Origin of the sequence: Paraclostridium sp., assembly GCF_051656405.1 — a bacterium.
GTDB lineage: Bacteria > Bacillota > Clostridia > Peptostreptococcales > Peptostreptococcaceae > Paraclostridium.
In genome coordinates this window covers 38,568-54,796 of the sequence record NZ_JBOGBV010000014.1, presented here as the reverse complement: position 1 = coordinate 54,796, position 16,229 = coordinate 38,568, and the positions used below count along the sequence as shown (strand labels likewise).

The window sequence follows — 16,229 nt, the reverse complement described above, 5'->3', positions numbered from 1 at the left end:
TAGATGTTATAGTTATAAAAAAATTAGGTGTTGTTATGCTAGATGCAACAGCTCCTCATATTGTAGATCCTAAAAATCCAGGAGCTATAGATGAAATTTTAGATTTAGGAAGATATTGGGATAGAAAAGCTATTGAATTAAATAAAAAAGACTCAATTGATTGTAATAAAGAGGTAAGTAGGTTCTTCCAAGTTGGATTTAAATATTTTGAAGCAGCAGCTCCTATAGCTTATGAAATACAATCTAAAAACGTAGATTGTATGGACTTTGGAAAAGTAAACTTGTTAACTGCAAATTTACTTCAATCAATATTTGAAAATGTAATTCCTAATGGTGAATATAAAGAACAAATACATTTATTTGGAAGTGCATTATCTCCTTTAGGTCATGTAGAATACACAGATACAATTTTGAAAGACGTAAATAAAATTTACTACCTAGAAGGAGATTTAGGTACAGGAAAATCAACTTTATTAAATAAAGTTGCAAATAAAGCTACAGAAAATGGTCTAGAGGTAGAAATATTCCATGCTCCATTATTACCAGAAAAAATAGAAACTATTTTAATTAAAGATTTAGACTTAGCTATAACAACTAGCAAATTATTTAAAGATAAGAATTTAGAAACTTTAGATTTAAATAGTTATATGGATACTAAAAAACATGATAAGTATGAAGATGAGCTAAGTTATAGTAATAAAGTTTTAAATGATTTAGTTGAATATGGATTGTTAAATATTAAAAGAGCAAAACAGCAACACGACTTATTAGAAGAGTACTATGTGCCTAATATGAATTTCTCAGAAGTGAATAAATTAAAAGATATAATAATAGATAGAATTTTAGAATATAAATAAAACAAAAAGAGAGCCTTATTAGGCTCTTTTTTTGTTTATTTATATAATTTTATTTATATAAATAGAATTATTTGAATGTATGAATAAATCCTATATGTTAATAATTGTAGATGAAGTTAGTATATAAACTATTGAAATACTCAATAGTTTATATACTAACTTCAAAATAATATAAATAAGTGAAAGGAGAATGAGATAAATTTTAGTATTAGACAAAAAAGCTCCATCTACAATAAGAAAAAATTTAGCTATGAAGTATAATGCAATACCGATTGAAATAAGAGAAAATGATTTGGTAGTAGCTATAAGTAAAGAAAATATTTATGCATTACAAGATTTTAGATTAGCAACTAGAAAAAATATAGTTTTTAAATTAGAAGATGAGTTAAAAATAAAAGAAGCTATAAAAATATATTACTCAGAATGTGATATAAATAATGATGACTATTACCAAAGTATATTAAATGAGATGTTATCTAAAGCATTAAATTTTAATTCAAGTGACATACATATAGAACCATTTGAGGATAATCTAAAAATTAGGATGAGAATAGATGGAAACTTAAAAGAGATTTATAACTACTCGAAAGATATGCATATGCAATTAGTTACAGTTATAAAATTAATTGCAGGATTAGATATAGCTGAAAAAAGATTGCCTCAAGATGGGCGCATAGACAAAAAAATTAATGGAAATACATTAGACCTTAGATTATCTACTATACCTACTGTGCATGGAGAAAAGGTGGTTATTAGAATATTAAATAGAAACAAATTTCTAAAGAATAAATCAGAAATTGGATTTTCAAATATTGCTATAAATAAGATTAGAAATATAGTTAATCAAATGAGTGGTATCTTGCTTATAACAGGTCCTACTGGAAGTGGAAAAACAACAACTTTATATTCAATATTAAATGATTTTAAATTTATGGATAAAAATATAGTAACAATAGAAGACCCGGTTGAATACAAGATAGAAGGCATAAATCAGACTCAGGTAAATACAAAAATAGGATTAACTTTTTCAAAAGGATTAAGATCCATATTAAGGCAAGATCCAGATGTAATAATGGTAGGAGAGATAAGGGATCAAGAAACTGCCCAAATAGCCATTAGAGCCGCTTCTACAGGACACTTAGTAATAAGTACCATGCACACTAATAATGCGATTGAATCAATAAACAGATTGCTTGATATGGGGATACCAAGATATTTAATTGCATCAACATTAAATGGTATAATATCTCAAAAATTAATTAGGCGTGTATGCAAAAACTGTAGTTTTGAAGAACATATAGAAACAAATATATCTAAATATCTAAAATTACATAAAGATATAAAAATTAAGAAAGCTAAGGGGTGTAGGGATTGCAATGGCACTGGATATAAAGGAAGAGTAGCACTGTATGAAATAGTAGAAATGGATAAAGATATTAGGAATGCTATAATGAGTCAAAATAATATAGAAGATATTTATAATACTGCCAGACTAAATAATATGATTACCTTTTTAGATAGTTGCTCATATTTAATTAATGAAAATATAACAACAATAGAAGAAATTATAAGTGCTAGAGCTATATTGAATAGAGGTGAAACAAATGTCTCTATATGAATGTATAGTATATGATGAGCATGGAAATAGAGCAAGGAAAAAATTAAATTTTGATTCGGAAAAAGAATTGAAAGTATATGCATTAGAAAATAACTTTAAAATAGCAAATATAAGATTATTAAAAGATAGAAATAACAAAAGTTTAAGAGACAAAGACCTATCTACTTTATGTAATCAATTAGGAATGTTGATTTCATCGGGATGCGAAATTACACACTCGCTAAATACAATTCAATTAAATTGTAGTAAAAAATTAAAACCAATTCTAAAAAATATAAATTATAACCTTCAAAAAGGAAACTCTATTTCGTTATCATTTAAAAACTCAGCTAAGTTTTCAAAGTTTTTCATAAATATGGTTAAAGCAGGAGAAGTAAGTGGTAAATTAGATGAAATCTTAATGAATCTATCAGATTATTATAAAAAAGAATATGAATTTAAAAGAAAATTAATCTTGGCTATGGTATATCCTATAGCGTTAATTCTTACATGTATATGTGTAATTTTATTTACATTAATATATACTGTCCCTAAATTTCAACAATCGTTTATTGGAAGTGAAAGTAACCTGTCTCTAACCACTAAGGTTTTAATAAATTTTTCTATGAATTTAAGAAATCATTATAAAATAATTTTTTTAATAATAGGTGCTATTATAGGACTTCTAATTTACATGTTTAAAAAAGAATATAAAGTTAGAATGTATTTTGATAAGAAATTATTTAAATTTAAATTAACTAGAAATATTATTCAAACTATAGAAGTAAATAAATTTATAAGATGTATATACATATTGATAAGTAGTGGAGTACAAATTACAAATGCTTTGGATATATCTTGTGATGTAATAAGTAACAAATATATGGTACAGAAATTAAATATATCAAAAAACTTAATTCAAAAAGGAAACAGTATAGCGTTCTCATTAGATAAGTCACAAGTCTTTCCTAAAATAGTAATATCCATGATAGAAGTAGGTGAAGAAACAGGCAAAATGGAACATTGTTTACGAAATATAAATACAAATTATGAAAATGATTTAGAAAATTTAACTAGTAAAATAATTAAACTAATAGAGCCTATTATTGTTTTAGTTTTAGGATTAGTTATAGGAACTTTACTAGTTTTTATAATGACGCCTGTATTTGATGCAGTAACTTCATTTGAATAAAAATAAATAAAAGGAGAAATGAAATGAAAATAGATAAGAAGATAATTATGAAAAAAAGAAGAGGTTTCACATTAATAGAACTTGTAATTGTAGTTGCAATACTTGGGGTACTATCAAGCATTGCATTAGTCAAGTTTGGTGATGTTGAAAAAAATAGTAAGCTAAATGCAGATTATGTTACGGCGAACAATATAGCTACAGCTGCAAAAATAGCGATAAATAGTGATGTATCTGAAGATGAAATTAGTGTAGATTATTTAGTTGAAAAAAATTATTTAGAAGGCAAGCCTAAAGTTCAAAGCCAAAGAGATAAAAACTTTAAAATATATACTAAAGGCGAAGATATACAGGTGAAAGTAGATGAACAAACTTTTTATCCTAAAAATGAACAAGAATAAAGTATAGAGGTGATAAAAATAAAAACATTAACTTTAGAGATAAAAGAAAATACAATTAAAATGCTTGTTATAGAAAAGTATTTTGGACGTGTTAAATTTAGAAATATGAAAACTTTTGAATTTAATCAAATAGATCAAAATGGATTAATTTTAGATATTAACAAGTTAAGTAAAATAATAAAAAATGAATTGAATAATTTTAAAATACCATGTAGGAGAATATCTTTTGCAGTTCAAAATGAAAGTATAATAAATAGAAATATTAAAGTGATAAATACTGGGCATAAGGGTGATATAAAGGGTCTTATAGGATATGAGTTAAGTGAGTATATGCCTATAAATATGAAAGATTATATATTAAAGTACAATATATTAAAACAAGAAGACGAGTATCTAGATGTACAAGCTATACTTATGCCAATATCCCTTATGAAAAGGTATAGAGAACTAGCTAAATCATTGAAATTTAAACCTATAAGCTTAAGTGTTAATTTTGATATATTAAATAAACTTATATATAACGAAACTATTGAAATAGAAGGAGAAAACAATTTGATTTTAGATATGGGAAGACAATACACTAATGTAAATTTAATTAAAAATAAACTTATTATAAACTCATACACATTAAATAATATGGATGTATATGAGTTTTTAAATAATGAAATTGAAAATAATTATGAGAAAATATATTACTATGGTTTTCAAAACTGTGAACTTATAAAAAATTTAAAGACAAAATTTAAGGTAAATAAACTTTTTTTAAAAGATGAAAAACAAGATGAATTAAATGATTTTATTAATAATATAGGATTGATATAGTTATGAAGAATGGAAAAATATTAAACTTTTTTTTCGAAGATGAGAAGTTTTACAATAAGGAAATAGATAAAGAAAAATTAATATTAATTAGCATTATAGTATTTACAATTGTAATTAATTTAAATAAATTTTATAAAATTCAAAATCTAGAAGAAAATGTGACAGAAAGGAAATCTGTTTTAAATTGTATTGAACAAAATAAAGAAACTTCAAATATAAAACAAACCACATCAAAACTATCTAGTATATTGAATTTAATGGATGATAGTGAATTAAAAAGTATAGAAATAAAAAATAAAAAATTAAAATTTAAAGGTGAAACTAATGACTTTGAAAAAATAAAAAATTATTTGGATATAGTTAAGGAAATAGAAAATACAAAAGAAGCTAATATCGATTTTATAAATAACAATGAAAATATATATGAATTCGAAATAAGTAGTTTTTAGGAGTTAATGATGAAAATAAATAAAAATAAAATAAATATAAGTATTTTTTTAGTATTATTTTTAGTTTTGAATTTTAGTTTTATATATTTGAAATTGGATAAAAAAGAAAAATTGTTAGGCAATCAGATTAAAGTTATAAAAAAGTTGGAAAATGAAAAAGATCAAAAGTTAAAAGCTGGATATAGAGAAGATATAATAATAAGTATTCAAAAACAATTTAAAGATATTGCAACTATAAAATATATCAAGACAAATTTAAATAGTGATGATGAAATAGAGCTTGAAGGAGAGATAAATGGAGATAGAAATTTAATATATCAAAGTATTGAAAGTATAAATAATTCAAAGAAAAAAATAAACATAGATAGTATAAATATAACAAAGATGGATGAAAATATTATAAATTGCAAATTTAAAGTAAAAGTCATATAAAAGGTTTTCCTATGTTTTATGTAGAATAATTTAATATATAAGAATATTCTACAAATTCTTAAGGAGGACTCCAATGGATAATAATATACTTTTTTTAAATAATTATATAAATGATATCGAATATGATTTTCTTAAAAATGGAAACACAAAGTACACTTACGTATGTAAAAAATTTTATGGTGTAGATATAGAAAAGATAAGCATATATATTTGGACATTAAATATAATGGATGAATTTAGTCAAACAATTAATGAAAAGTGTAAAGACATAGATAATATAGAGAAAATATCTAAAGATGTTTATGATTTAATAAAAACAGATAGGAAAAAAGTTATATTGTATTCATATTTAAAAGGACATTTGTTGGGATACAACAATTATGTATTAATAAAAGAATTTAAAAGCATAAATAAGGATATTATTGAACAAGATTTGGCTGAACTTTTATCGAAATCTGAACCAGATGAATATCTTGAAATAAAGAAATTTCAAGGCGATATAAAGTTAAAAGATATATATATTAATGATGAAAATAAACTAATTGAAAATATAAAAAAATTTTATTTAAATAGTATGGAGGAAAAAATAAAAGATTTAAATTTAAAAGTAGATGTAGAAAAAATAATTAATTCAGTAAATGAAATTATGATAAACGATGCAAAAAACAAATATAATGAGGCAATTTTAGATGGAATTATACAGAAAATCAATAAAAAATCGCTTAAAATCAATAAAATAACTTTATAGTGTAGAATCATTGAGGGAAAGATGATATAATTATAAATTGTATTTAAATTTAGAAATGAAGGAGTGAAAGTAACAGTGTTAGGGAGAAACGAGTTATGCCCATGCGGAAGCGGGAAAAAATATAAAAAATGCTGTTTAAATAAAGATGTTGTGTCGGAGAGAGCTAGTAGAAAAATTGTACTTTCACAAAAACAATATTCACAACTGTACTCAAAACTGTATGAATATTCAAGACAGCCGAAGTTTAAAGAAGAGTATAAAAAAGCACAAGAAATGTTTTATATATTAGATGATGAAAATGTAAATGGTAAGTTTGAAAGCTTCTTTAATACATACTTTATACAAGACCATATAATGGAAAATAAAAAAGTTATAACTGTAGACTTTTTTGAAGAAAATAAAAATAGCTTAACTAAGCCAGAAGTAGATATACTAAAAAGCTTATTTGAATCTTATGTAAGTGTGTATGTTATAAAAGAAAAGTTAGAGGATAAAATTTTATTAAAAGATGCTATAACAGGAGATGAAATATACACTGAAGATATAAATCTATTAAATGGGTTTAATCAAGGTGACTGTATAATAGCTAGAATAGTTGAAGTAGGAGAATCTCATCTATTACTAGACGTTACAGTAAGTATATCAGATGCTGTTAAAGATGTAATAGTAAATGATATAAATCATTTCTTTAGCCAATATGAAGATTTATATAAAGATATAAAAACTTTCTTAATATATCATACTCACATACTTTACAAGTACATTCAACAATTACTAGATCCTAACATAGCTGAATATCTTAAAGATCAAAAAGACGTTAAAGCTAAAAAACAAGAAGAAGTTAAGGAAATGATTGACGAGAATGAGTGCTCAGTTTCAGCTTTACTTAAAGCTCAAGTTGAAAGTGATATATTAGAAAACTGCTTAGAGTTTTGGAACGAATATAAAGCTAAAAATAGCGAAATAAAAGGTTCTGAGAATGGATGGGCAGCAGCAGTAGAATATCATATTAAAAAAGAAAATGGACAAACAGTAACTCAATCACAAATCTCTAAAAAATATGATATAAGTCCAAGTACTTTAGGTAAGAGACATAAAGACTTAAAAATGTAGTAAAACTTAATTTAAAATATACAGAAAGAGGTATATAGATGAGCCTTAATTTAGGAAAAGCAATTGCTGTATCAACAAGTTATATAAAATCTAATCCAGCAGTACCGGTATATAAGGGAGATGAAACTCCTGAGAATTTATATGCAGTAATATACCATATAGAAATAGGGTACAACGAAAAAAGTTTAGAAAAGGCGATGCAATACATAATTATAGATTATAAAGAATTTGAATTATGTGAGAGCGATAAAAATGAATTAGTAAGTATAGCAAAACAATACTGTGAACAAAACGGTATAAAGGATGATGAGCAAACTCAAATAGCATTACTAGATAATGAAGAGGCAGAGAATTTCTTAGAAAAAGTATTTAACAACATGAAAGTTATAAGAGGGTTAATAACTCAAAGAGATTAAGTAACAATATAATTAGAATTTACCATAAAAGCTAGGCCCTACGAAGCCTAGCTTTTATTTTTACTAAAGAAAGGTAGGTATGACATGTTAAGAGTTTCTAATATTAAGTTAGATATAAATGAAAGCTTAGATAATATAAAACCTATGTTATTAAAAAAATTAAAAATTAGTGAAAAAGAATTACTTAATTATAAGATATATAAAGAATCTATAGACGCTAGAAGAAAAGGCAAAATAGATTTTGTTTACACTGTTGATGTAGAACTTAAGCATGAAAATAACATATTAAAAAAATCAAAAATTAAAGATGTTGTAGAAGTTAAAGAAAAATCATATACAGATGTACAAAGTGGTACTGAAAAGTTAAAAAACAGACCTGTTGTAATAGGAAGTGGGCCAGCTGGATTATTTGCAGCATTAGTTTTAGCTCAAAGAGGATATAATCCAATTTTACTTGAAAGAGGACTGGATGTAGATACAAGAACAGAAGATATTAAAAAGTTCTGGGAAGATGGAAAGTTTAATCCAAAATCTAATGTCCAATTTGGAGAAGGTGGAGCAGGAACATTTTCAGATGGAAAATTGACTACTAGAATAAAAGACATAAGATGCAGAAAAGTTTTAGAAGAACTTGTTAACTTTGGAGCTCCAGAAGAGATTTTATATTCATATAAGCCACATGTTGGAACAGATATATTAAAAGAAGTAGTTAAAAATATAAGAGAAGAAATTATAAGACTAGGCGGAGAAGTTAAATTTGATGCGAAAGTTACAAAGATAGATATAGAAAATAGCGAAATAAAATCTGTAATTGTAAATGATAATGAAACTTTTGAAACAGAGGCTGTAATACTTGCAATAGGACATAGTGCTAGAGATACATATAAAATGCTATATGAACAAGGTGTAAAAATAACTCAAAAACCTTTTGCGATAGGAGCAAGAATAGAGCATCCTCAAACATTAATAAATAAATCTCAATATAAAGAGTTCTATGATCATCCTAGATTAGGGGCAGCTGATTATAGATTAGTTGAACACACATCAAATGGAAGAAGTATATACACTTTCTGTATGTGCCCAGGAGGGACTGTGATAGCCTCAGCATCTGAGGAAGGTCAAGTTGTTACTAATGGGATGAGTGAACACGCTAGAGACCAAGAGAACGCAAATAGTGCAGTTTTAGTAAATGTTGCTACAGAGGACTTTGAAAGCGACCATCCGTTAGCAGGAGTTTACTTCCAAGAAAAATATGAAAGATTAGCATTTGAACTAGGTGGGAAAAACTACAAAGCTCCAATTCAATTAGTAGGGGACTTTTTAAATGATAGAGTAAGTACTGAATTAGGATCTGTAAGACCTTCATATAAACCAGGATACGAATTTATAGATTTAAGAGGTTGTTTACCGAAGTTTGTATGTGACACAATGAAAGAAGGATTACTTTTACTAGATAAAAAGTTAAATGGATTTGCTATGAATGATGCAGTTCTAACAGGGGTAGAAACTAGATCTTCTGCACCTATAAGAATAGTTAGAGATGAGAAAACATTAGAATCTGTTAATGTCAAAGATTTATATCCTAGTGGTGAAGGAGCTGGATATGCAGGAGGAATAGTGACTGCAGCTGTAGATGGAATAAAGTGTGCTGAAAAAATTATTTCTAAATATTGTGAAAATTAAAAGTTAACCATAATTTAATAAATATTTAATATATTTTTAATATTTAACATAGATTTAACAAAACTAGACAAGCTGTTTGATAAAATGGATAAGGCTCTATATTTGTAGACTAATAGTATAAATATTTCAAGGAGGAAATGAAATTGGATATAGTAATTAGCCTTATGGGAGGATTGGGTTTATTCTTATATGGAATGAACTTAATGGCAGAGGGTCTTGAAAAATCAGCAGGATCGAAACTTAAAAGAATAGTTGAACTTCTTACTAGTAATATATTCATGGGAGTTATTGTAGGTGCATTTGTTACTGCAATCATACAAAGTAGTAGTGCTACAACAGTTATGGTAGTTGGATTTGTAAATGCAGGTATAATGAATTTAACACAAGCAATAGGCGTTATAATGGGAGCTAACATAGGAACTACTGTAACTGCTCAGCTTGTATCATTTGACTTAAATGGAATGGCACCTATAGCATTAGGGATTGGTATTATTTTATATTTATTTGCATCCAAGCCAAAAGTTAAAAACATAGCAGAAATATTAATTGGATTTGGTATATTATTTACTGGTATGGACTTTATGAAGAATGCAGTTGAACCATTGGCTGAATATAAAGGATTTACAGACTTATTAGTAGGGTTTGGAGATCATCCTTTATTAGGATTATTATTAGGATTTGGGATAACAGCTATAGTTCAAAGTTCAAGTGCTTCTATGGGTATGCTTATAGCCTTAGCATCACAAGGATTAATACCTTTAAATGCAGCATTACCTATATTATACGGACAAAATATAGGGACATGCGTTACATCATTAATATCAAGTGTTGGGGCGTCTAGAAATGCTAAAAGAGCAGCTGTTATGCATTTAATATTCAATGTTTTAGGTACGGCAGTATTCTTGATAGTATTAAACAAACCAGTAGTAAGCTTTGTAACTAATATGAATCCTGGTGATGTAGCTAGACAAATAGCTAATACTCACACATTATTCAATATACTATCAGTTATTATATTACTTCCATTTACGAAGTTTATTATAAATCTTGCTATAAAGCTTGTTCCAGATAAAGCTGGAGAAGAAGATGAAAGTAAAGCTATAAAGTATCTAGATGATAGAATAGTTGAAACACCATCAATAGCTGTAGCAAGTGTAGTTAAAGAAACTTTAAGAATGGGTAAAAAAGCTAAAGAAAGTGTAAATTATGCGCTACATGGATTTTTAGAACAATCTCAAGAGAATATAGATAAATCATTTAAAAATGAAAAAATAGTGAATGAATTACAAAAGGGAATTCTAAACTATTTACTTAAATTATCAAAAGCTCATTTAGATGAAGATGCTAGAGATATAGTAGATTCTTTATTTAATACAGTAAATGATATAGAAAGAATAGGGGACCATGCTGAAAATATAGCTGAATTAGCTCAAGATATAATTAATTCAGATTTAAAATTATCTAAGCAAGGAACTGAAGAAGTGAGAGAATTATACAATAAAGTTATAGCAACTTATGATTATGCACTACAAGCTATGAAAACTTATGATGTAGACTTAGCTTGTAAAGTTATAAAGATGGAAGAACAAGTTGATATAATGGAAAAATCATGTAGAGCAAATCATATACATAGATTAAATAATAGTTTATGTAGTATAGACAGCGGAATTATATTCTTAGATTTAATATCTAACCTTGAAAGAATATCAGACCATGCGGTTAATATAGCTCAACAAGTTATAGCAAACAAATTAGAAAAACAATAATATAACTATCGACAAACTCCTGTATAAAAAATATACAGGAGTTTTGTATATATAAATGAATAATTGAAAATATTAAAATTAAATTATAAATAAATATTATAATTAATTTGGAAAAATACATATTGTTTGATATAATTTTCTATATAATAAATTTTTAACGAGATAAGGAAGGTAATGGGCTATGAAAAAGTTAAGTTTTGATTATAGTAATTCAATAGGTTTTTTAAATCAAAAAGAAATCGATTGTATGAGCGAGTATGTAAAAGTTGCTCATGAAATGATACATAATAAAACTGGTGAGGGGAACGATTTCTTAGGTTGGGTAAACTTACCTAGTGATTATGATAAAGAAGAGTTTGATAGAATAAAAAAAGCTGCACAAAAAATAAAGCAAGATTCAGATGTACTTTTAGTTATAGGGATAGGTGGATCTTACTTAGGAGCAAGAGCTGCAATAGAAACATTAGGACACTCATTTAGAAATAACTTAAGTAAAGAAGAAAGAAAATCTCCAGAAGTTTATTTTGTAGGTCAAAATATAAGCTCTACATACATGTTAGATTTATTAGATATAATCAAAGATAAAGATGTATCTATAAATATAATATCTAAATCTGGAACTACAACAGAGCCAGCTATCGCATTTAGAGTATTCAAAGATTTCTTAGAGAAAAAATATGGAAAAGAAGAAGCTAGTAAAAGAATATATGCTACAACTGATTCTAAGAAAGGTGCATTAAAGTCTTTAGCAAATGAAGAAGGATATGAGTGTTTTGTAATACCTGATGATGTTGGTGGAAGATTCTCTGTATTAACTCCTGTTGGATTATTGCCAATAGCAGTTTGTGATATAAATATAGATGCTATGATGCAGGGTGCAAAAGATGCAATGGATGATTTTTCTAATCCTGACTTAAAGTCAAACTATAGTTATCAATATGCTGTAGCTAGAAATATTCTTCACAGAAAAGGTAAAGATGTAGAGTTAATGGTAAATTATGAGCCAAGCTTACACTATGTTGGAGAGTGGTGGAAGCAACTTTACGGAGAAAGTGAAGGAAAAGACAACAAAGGTATATATCCAGCTTCAGTAGATTTCTCAACAGATTTACATTCTATGGGACAATATATACAAGAAGGTAAAAGAATAATATTTGAAACAGTTTTAAATGTTGAAAAAACTAGAAGAGAAATAACTATAAATGAAGAAAAAATAGATTTAGATGGCTTAAATTACTTAGCTAACAAGACTGTTGACTTTGTAAATAAAAAAGCTTTCCAAGGCACTTTATTAGCTCATACAGATGGAAATGTTCCAAATTTAATAGTAAATATACCTCAATTAGATGAATATAATTTTGGTTACTTAGTTTACTTCTTTGAAAAAGCATGTGCAGTAAGCGGATACTTATTAGGAGTAAATCCATTCAATCAACCAGGAGTAGAAGCATACAAGAAAAATATGTTTGCTTTATTAGGAAAGCCTGGTTTTGAAAAAGAAAGAGCTGAATTAGAAAAAAGATTAAACAATTAAGGTTTAATTAAGGATACAGTTATATAATAAACACTATACAGAAATTAACTGTATAGTGTTTTTATATTTAAGAATATAAAAACATTAAAAAAATAATAATAATACAAAAAGTAAAACAATATAAAAATTAAAATAGGAGGGATAAATATATGAGTAGTGGAAAGAAGACTAGTATAACTCTTATTATAATAGTTAGTATAATAAGTGCGATGGTTGGAAGTTTTATAACAGCTTTTATACTTGGGGATAAGCTATCATCTAAATCTGATGGGAATAAACAAGATATCGTTGTAAATGAAGGGACTAAAAGTGAAAATATATATCATGCAGTAACTGATAAGGCAATGCCTTCTGTAGTAGGTATAACAACTACTACAATAGATACTAATAATATATTTGCAATACCACAACAATCACAAGGTGTTGGAACAGGATTTATAGTAGATTCTAAAGGATACATATTAACAAATTCACATGTTGTATCTGATGGAAAAGCATCTGATGTAAATGTTTTATTTAATGATGGATCAACTTCAAAGGGAAAAGTTTTATGGAATGATCCAACTATAGATTTAGCTATTGTAAAGGTTGATAAGACAGGACTTCCTGTAGCAGACTTAGGAAATAGTGATTCTGTAAGAACTGGAGATTTAGCAGTAGCAATAGGAAATCCACTAGGATTAGAATTCCAAAAGAGTGTTACACAAGGAATAATAAGTGGATTAGATAGAAGTATACAAACAGAGCAATCTAATATGACAGGGCTTATACAAACTGATGCAAGTATAAATCCAGGTAACAGTGGAGGACCTTTATTAAATGATAAAGGAGAAGTTATAGGTATAAACACAGCTAAAGCATCTGGAGCAGAAGGATTAGGATTTGCCATACCTATAAATACAGCAAAACCTATAGTAGAGCAAATTATCAAAGATGGTAAATTTGAAAAAGTAACATTAGGTATAAAAGGTATAGATGTAAAAACATTTGAAACAACAACAGGAACTGACTTAGCTGCTGATGAAGGTGTTTATATAGCAGAAGTAATAGCTAATACTCCGGCACAAAAATCAGGAATACAAGCAGGAGATGTAATAACAAAGGTTGGAGATACAAAAATAACATCAATGAGTGATTTAAATAAAGCATTATATAAATTCTCAGTAGGAGATAAAGCTAAGATAGAAGTAAATAGAGGTGGAAAAAACATAACTGTAGATATTAAGTTTTAAATATAAATAAAAAAGATGGGATTCAATCCCATCTTTTTTTTATTTATATCAATAGATTAACTTGTCATTTTGTTTTTACTGCTAGGGCAAGAACCACTGCTAGAACAACCAGAACAACCAGAGCATCCATTACCTTTTGCTTTTACGTTCTTGTAAAGAATAAATGCTGCTGCAAGTACGATTATTCCTCCAACTAATAATTCTACTAATGAAGATGCTGAAGCTCCTTCAAATGCTAATGAACCTAGAGTTTTAACCATGAATGCTACAATCCAAGCTAAAACAAATTGGTAAACTGCTGATATCATCATCATTTTGCTTCCGTATTCTTTTTTCATTGTAGATAAAGCTGCTATACATGGAGTATATAAAGCAGAGAATACTAAAAATGCATAAGCTGAAACACTTGTAAATACTGTTGGTAAAACTGTATTTAAATTTCCATAAAGTATTTCCATTGTACTTATAAGAACTTCTTTTGCACTTATACCAGTTAATATAGAAACTCCTGCTCTCCAATCTCCAAATCCTAAAGGAGCAAATATAGGAGCTATTAATCCACCTATTAAAGCTAAGAAACTGCTATTTATATCACTAGTAAATCCGCTGAAATTAAATGATGATAATGCCCATATAACAACAGACATAGCAAACATTATTGTACAAACTTTTATTAAGAAACCTTTAGCTTTATTCCATGTATTTTTAAATAAAGCGCTTAGAGTTGGAAGTTTATACTCTGGTAACTCTAAAACAAAAGGTTCTATATCAGCTTTATATACTGTCTTATTTAATATTAAGGCTATTATTATTGCGATCACTATACCTAATAGATATAAAGATGTAGTTACAATAGCTGCATTTTTAGGGAAAAATATAGATACAAATAATGCATAAACAGGTACTTTAGCACCACAAGTCATAAGTGGAGCAATAAGTGCTGTAACTTTTCTATCTTTTTCACTTTCTAAAGTTCTAGTAGCCATTATCGCTGGAGAAGCACAACCGAATCCCATTATCATAGGTATAAATGCTTTACCAGATAAACCAACTTTTTTCATTATGCTATCCATTAAGAATGCTGTTCTAGCCATATATCCACTATCCTCAAAGAATGACATTCCTAAGAATAATACAAATATTAATGGGAAGAATGGTAGAGCTCCACCTAATCCACCTATTATTCCATCTACTATTAGTGAATGGAACCAAGGACTAGAATTTGCTAACAAAGCATCTACAGGTGTAGCTATATAAGTATCTATTAAAGTTTCTGTTAATGTTTGAAGAGGCCCACCGACCCATTCAAATGTAAATTTAAAAAGTGTTAATAGTGCTAAAACAAATATAGGATAAGCTAATATTGGATTTAATATTATATTATCTAGTTTGCTACTAATACTTTCCTTATTTTTAGAATCCGACTTCATAGATTTACTTAATATTTTTTCGATTTCCTTATAGGTATTTATTTCGTTTCCAAAATCTTTTCTATAATTAGAAGTTATATTTAAACATGATTTTATTTCATTAGATATATTTTCAAGACCTTCTTTTTTCTTAGCGACTATAGGTATTACTTTAACCCCTAATTCCTTTTCAAGCTTTGCTGGGTCTATGTGTATACCTTTAGCCTCTGCAACATCTATCATATTAAGTAATAATATAATTGGCTTATTGTATTGCATAAGCTGAGTAGTTAAATATAAGTTTCTATCTAAGCTAGATGCATCTACTATATTTAATATTAAGTCTACATCTCCGCTTTCTAAAAACCTTTTAGATACTTTTTCTTCGTTAGAGAATGTATCCATAGCGTATATACCAGGAAGGTCAATAACCTTAATATCTTCATTTATAAATCCTTCTTTTTTTTCTATAGTAACTCCAGGCCAGTTACCTACATATTGTTTAGATCCAGTAAGAATATTAAACACTGTAGTTTTACCAACGTTAGGATTACCGAATAATGCAACATTAATCACGATGA

The 16,229-nt window shown here is 27.1% G+C and carries 15 protein-coding genes; 14 read left to right on the top strand and 1 reads right to left on the bottom strand.

What is annotated here, in order from left to right:
* The 14 genes from ACRDDE_RS02495 to htrA form a co-directional block, all read left to right on the top strand.
* Nucleotides 1–857 (top strand): ATP-binding protein (locus ACRDDE_RS02495; RefSeq protein ID WP_438625293.1); only part of this gene is annotated, 857 nt, incomplete at its 5' end.
* A 250-nt stretch (nucleotides 858–1,107) separates the two neighbouring features.
* On the top strand, nucleotides 1,108–2,475 hold the full coding sequence (locus tag ACRDDE_RS02490; protein ID WP_438625291.1) for a GspE/PulE family protein: 1,368 nt from the start codon (nucleotides 1,108–1,110) through the stop codon (nucleotides 2,473–2,475).
* The gene (locus ACRDDE_RS02485; protein WP_438625289.1) at nucleotides 2,462–3,646 is read left to right on the top strand and encodes a type II secretion system F family protein; all 1,185 of its coding nucleotides are present in this window, start codon (nucleotides 2,462–2,464) and stop codon (nucleotides 3,644–3,646) included. Before ACRDDE_RS02490 ends, ACRDDE_RS02485 begins: the two co-directional genes overlap by 14 nt.
* A 23-nt stretch (nucleotides 3,647–3,669) precedes the next feature.
* Entirely contained in the window at nucleotides 3,670–4,044 is a 375-nt protein-coding gene (locus ACRDDE_RS02480; protein ID WP_438625287.1) for a pilus assembly FimT family protein, read from the top strand.
* Nucleotides 4,045–4,053: 9 nt separating this feature from the next.
* A complete protein-coding gene (locus tag ACRDDE_RS02475; protein ID WP_438625285.1) occupies nucleotides 4,054–4,866 on the top strand; it encodes a hypothetical protein in 813 nt (270 codons plus the stop codon).
* A gap of 2 nt (nucleotides 4,867–4,868) precedes the next feature.
* Entirely contained in the window at nucleotides 4,869–5,315 is a 447-nt protein-coding gene (locus ACRDDE_RS02470) for a hypothetical protein (RefSeq protein ID WP_438625284.1), read from the top strand.
* 9 nt (nucleotides 5,316–5,324) lie between these two features.
* The gene (locus ACRDDE_RS02465; protein WP_438625283.1) at nucleotides 5,325–5,747 is read left to right on the top strand and encodes a hypothetical protein; all 423 of its coding nucleotides are present in this window, start codon (nucleotides 5,325–5,327) and stop codon (nucleotides 5,745–5,747) included.
* 73 nt (nucleotides 5,748–5,820) lie between these two features.
* Nucleotides 5,821–6,495: a hypothetical protein gene (locus tag ACRDDE_RS02460; protein ID WP_438625281.1), complete on the top strand. Its 675-nt coding sequence runs from the start codon at nucleotides 5,821–5,823 to the stop codon at nucleotides 6,493–6,495.
* 75 nt (nucleotides 6,496–6,570) lie between these two features.
* Entirely contained in the window at nucleotides 6,571–7,608 is a 1,038-nt protein-coding gene (locus ACRDDE_RS02455; protein WP_438625279.1) for an SEC-C metal-binding domain-containing protein, read from the top strand.
* Between the two features lie 38 nt (nucleotides 7,609–7,646).
* Nucleotides 7,647–8,024: a hypothetical protein gene (locus ACRDDE_RS02450; protein ID WP_438625277.1), complete on the top strand. Its 378-nt coding sequence runs from the start codon at nucleotides 7,647–7,649 to the stop codon at nucleotides 8,022–8,024.
* An 84-nt stretch (nucleotides 8,025–8,108) separates the two neighbouring features.
* Nucleotides 8,109–9,707: an NAD(P)/FAD-dependent oxidoreductase gene (locus ACRDDE_RS02445; protein ID WP_438625275.1), complete on the top strand. Its 1,599-nt coding sequence runs from the start codon at nucleotides 8,109–8,111 to the stop codon at nucleotides 9,705–9,707.
* A gap of 143 nt (nucleotides 9,708–9,850) precedes the next feature.
* Nucleotides 9,851–11,473, top strand: a complete 1,623-nt coding sequence (locus ACRDDE_RS02440; RefSeq protein WP_438625273.1) for a Na/Pi cotransporter family protein — start codon at nucleotides 9,851–9,853, stop codon at nucleotides 11,471–11,473.
* Nucleotides 11,474–11,654: 181 nt separating this feature from the next.
* A complete protein-coding gene (locus ACRDDE_RS02435) occupies nucleotides 11,655–13,007 on the top strand; it encodes a glucose-6-phosphate isomerase (RefSeq protein ID WP_438625271.1) in 1,353 nt (450 codons plus the stop codon).
* Between the two features lie 149 nt (nucleotides 13,008–13,156).
* The gene (gene htrA / locus ACRDDE_RS02430) at nucleotides 13,157–14,239 is read left to right on the top strand and encodes a serine protease HtrA (protein ID WP_438625270.1); all 1,083 of its coding nucleotides are present in this window, start codon (nucleotides 13,157–13,159) and stop codon (nucleotides 14,237–14,239) included.
* Nucleotides 14,240–14,295: 56 nt separating this feature from the next.
* Here htrA and feoB read toward each other — a convergent pair whose 3' ends face one another.
* Nucleotides 14,296–16,224, bottom strand: coding sequence for a ferrous iron transport protein B (gene feoB / locus ACRDDE_RS02425; RefSeq protein ID WP_438625269.1), 1,929 nt, complete (start codon nucleotides 16,222–16,224; stop codon nucleotides 14,296–14,298).
* Nucleotides 16,225–16,229 lie beyond the last annotated feature (5 nt).

Bases quoted from the DNA above. Each gene is read 5' to 3' on its own strand.
- ACRDDE_RS02490 (WP_438625291.1), top strand. From the start codon at position 1,108: ATGAAGTATAATGCAATACCGATTGAAATAAGAGAAAATGATTTGGTA.
- ACRDDE_RS02485 (WP_438625289.1), top strand. From the start codon at position 2,462: ATGTCTCTATATGAATGTATAGTATATGATGAGCATGGAAATAGAGCA.
- ACRDDE_RS02480 (WP_438625287.1), top strand. From the start codon at position 3,670: ATGAAAATAGATAAGAAGATAATTATGAAAAAAAGAAGAGGTTTCACA.
- ACRDDE_RS02470 (WP_438625284.1), top strand. From the start codon at position 4,869: ATGAAGAATGGAAAAATATTAAACTTTTTTTTCGAAGATGAGAAGTTT.
- ACRDDE_RS02465 (WP_438625283.1), top strand. From the start codon at position 5,325: ATGAAAATAAATAAAAATAAAATAAATATAAGTATTTTTTTAGTATTA.
- ACRDDE_RS02460 (WP_438625281.1), top strand. From the start codon at position 5,821: ATGGATAATAATATACTTTTTTTAAATAATTATATAAATGATATCGAA.
- ACRDDE_RS02450 (WP_438625277.1), top strand. From the start codon at position 7,647: ATGAGCCTTAATTTAGGAAAAGCAATTGCTGTATCAACAAGTTATATA.
- ACRDDE_RS02445 (WP_438625275.1), top strand. From the start codon at position 8,109: ATGTTAAGAGTTTCTAATATTAAGTTAGATATAAATGAAAGCTTAGAT.
- ACRDDE_RS02435 (WP_438625271.1), top strand. From the start codon at position 11,655: ATGAAAAAGTTAAGTTTTGATTATAGTAATTCAATAGGTTTTTTAAAT.
- htrA (WP_438625270.1), top strand. From the start codon at position 13,157: ATGAGTAGTGGAAAGAAGACTAGTATAACTCTTATTATAATAGTTAGT.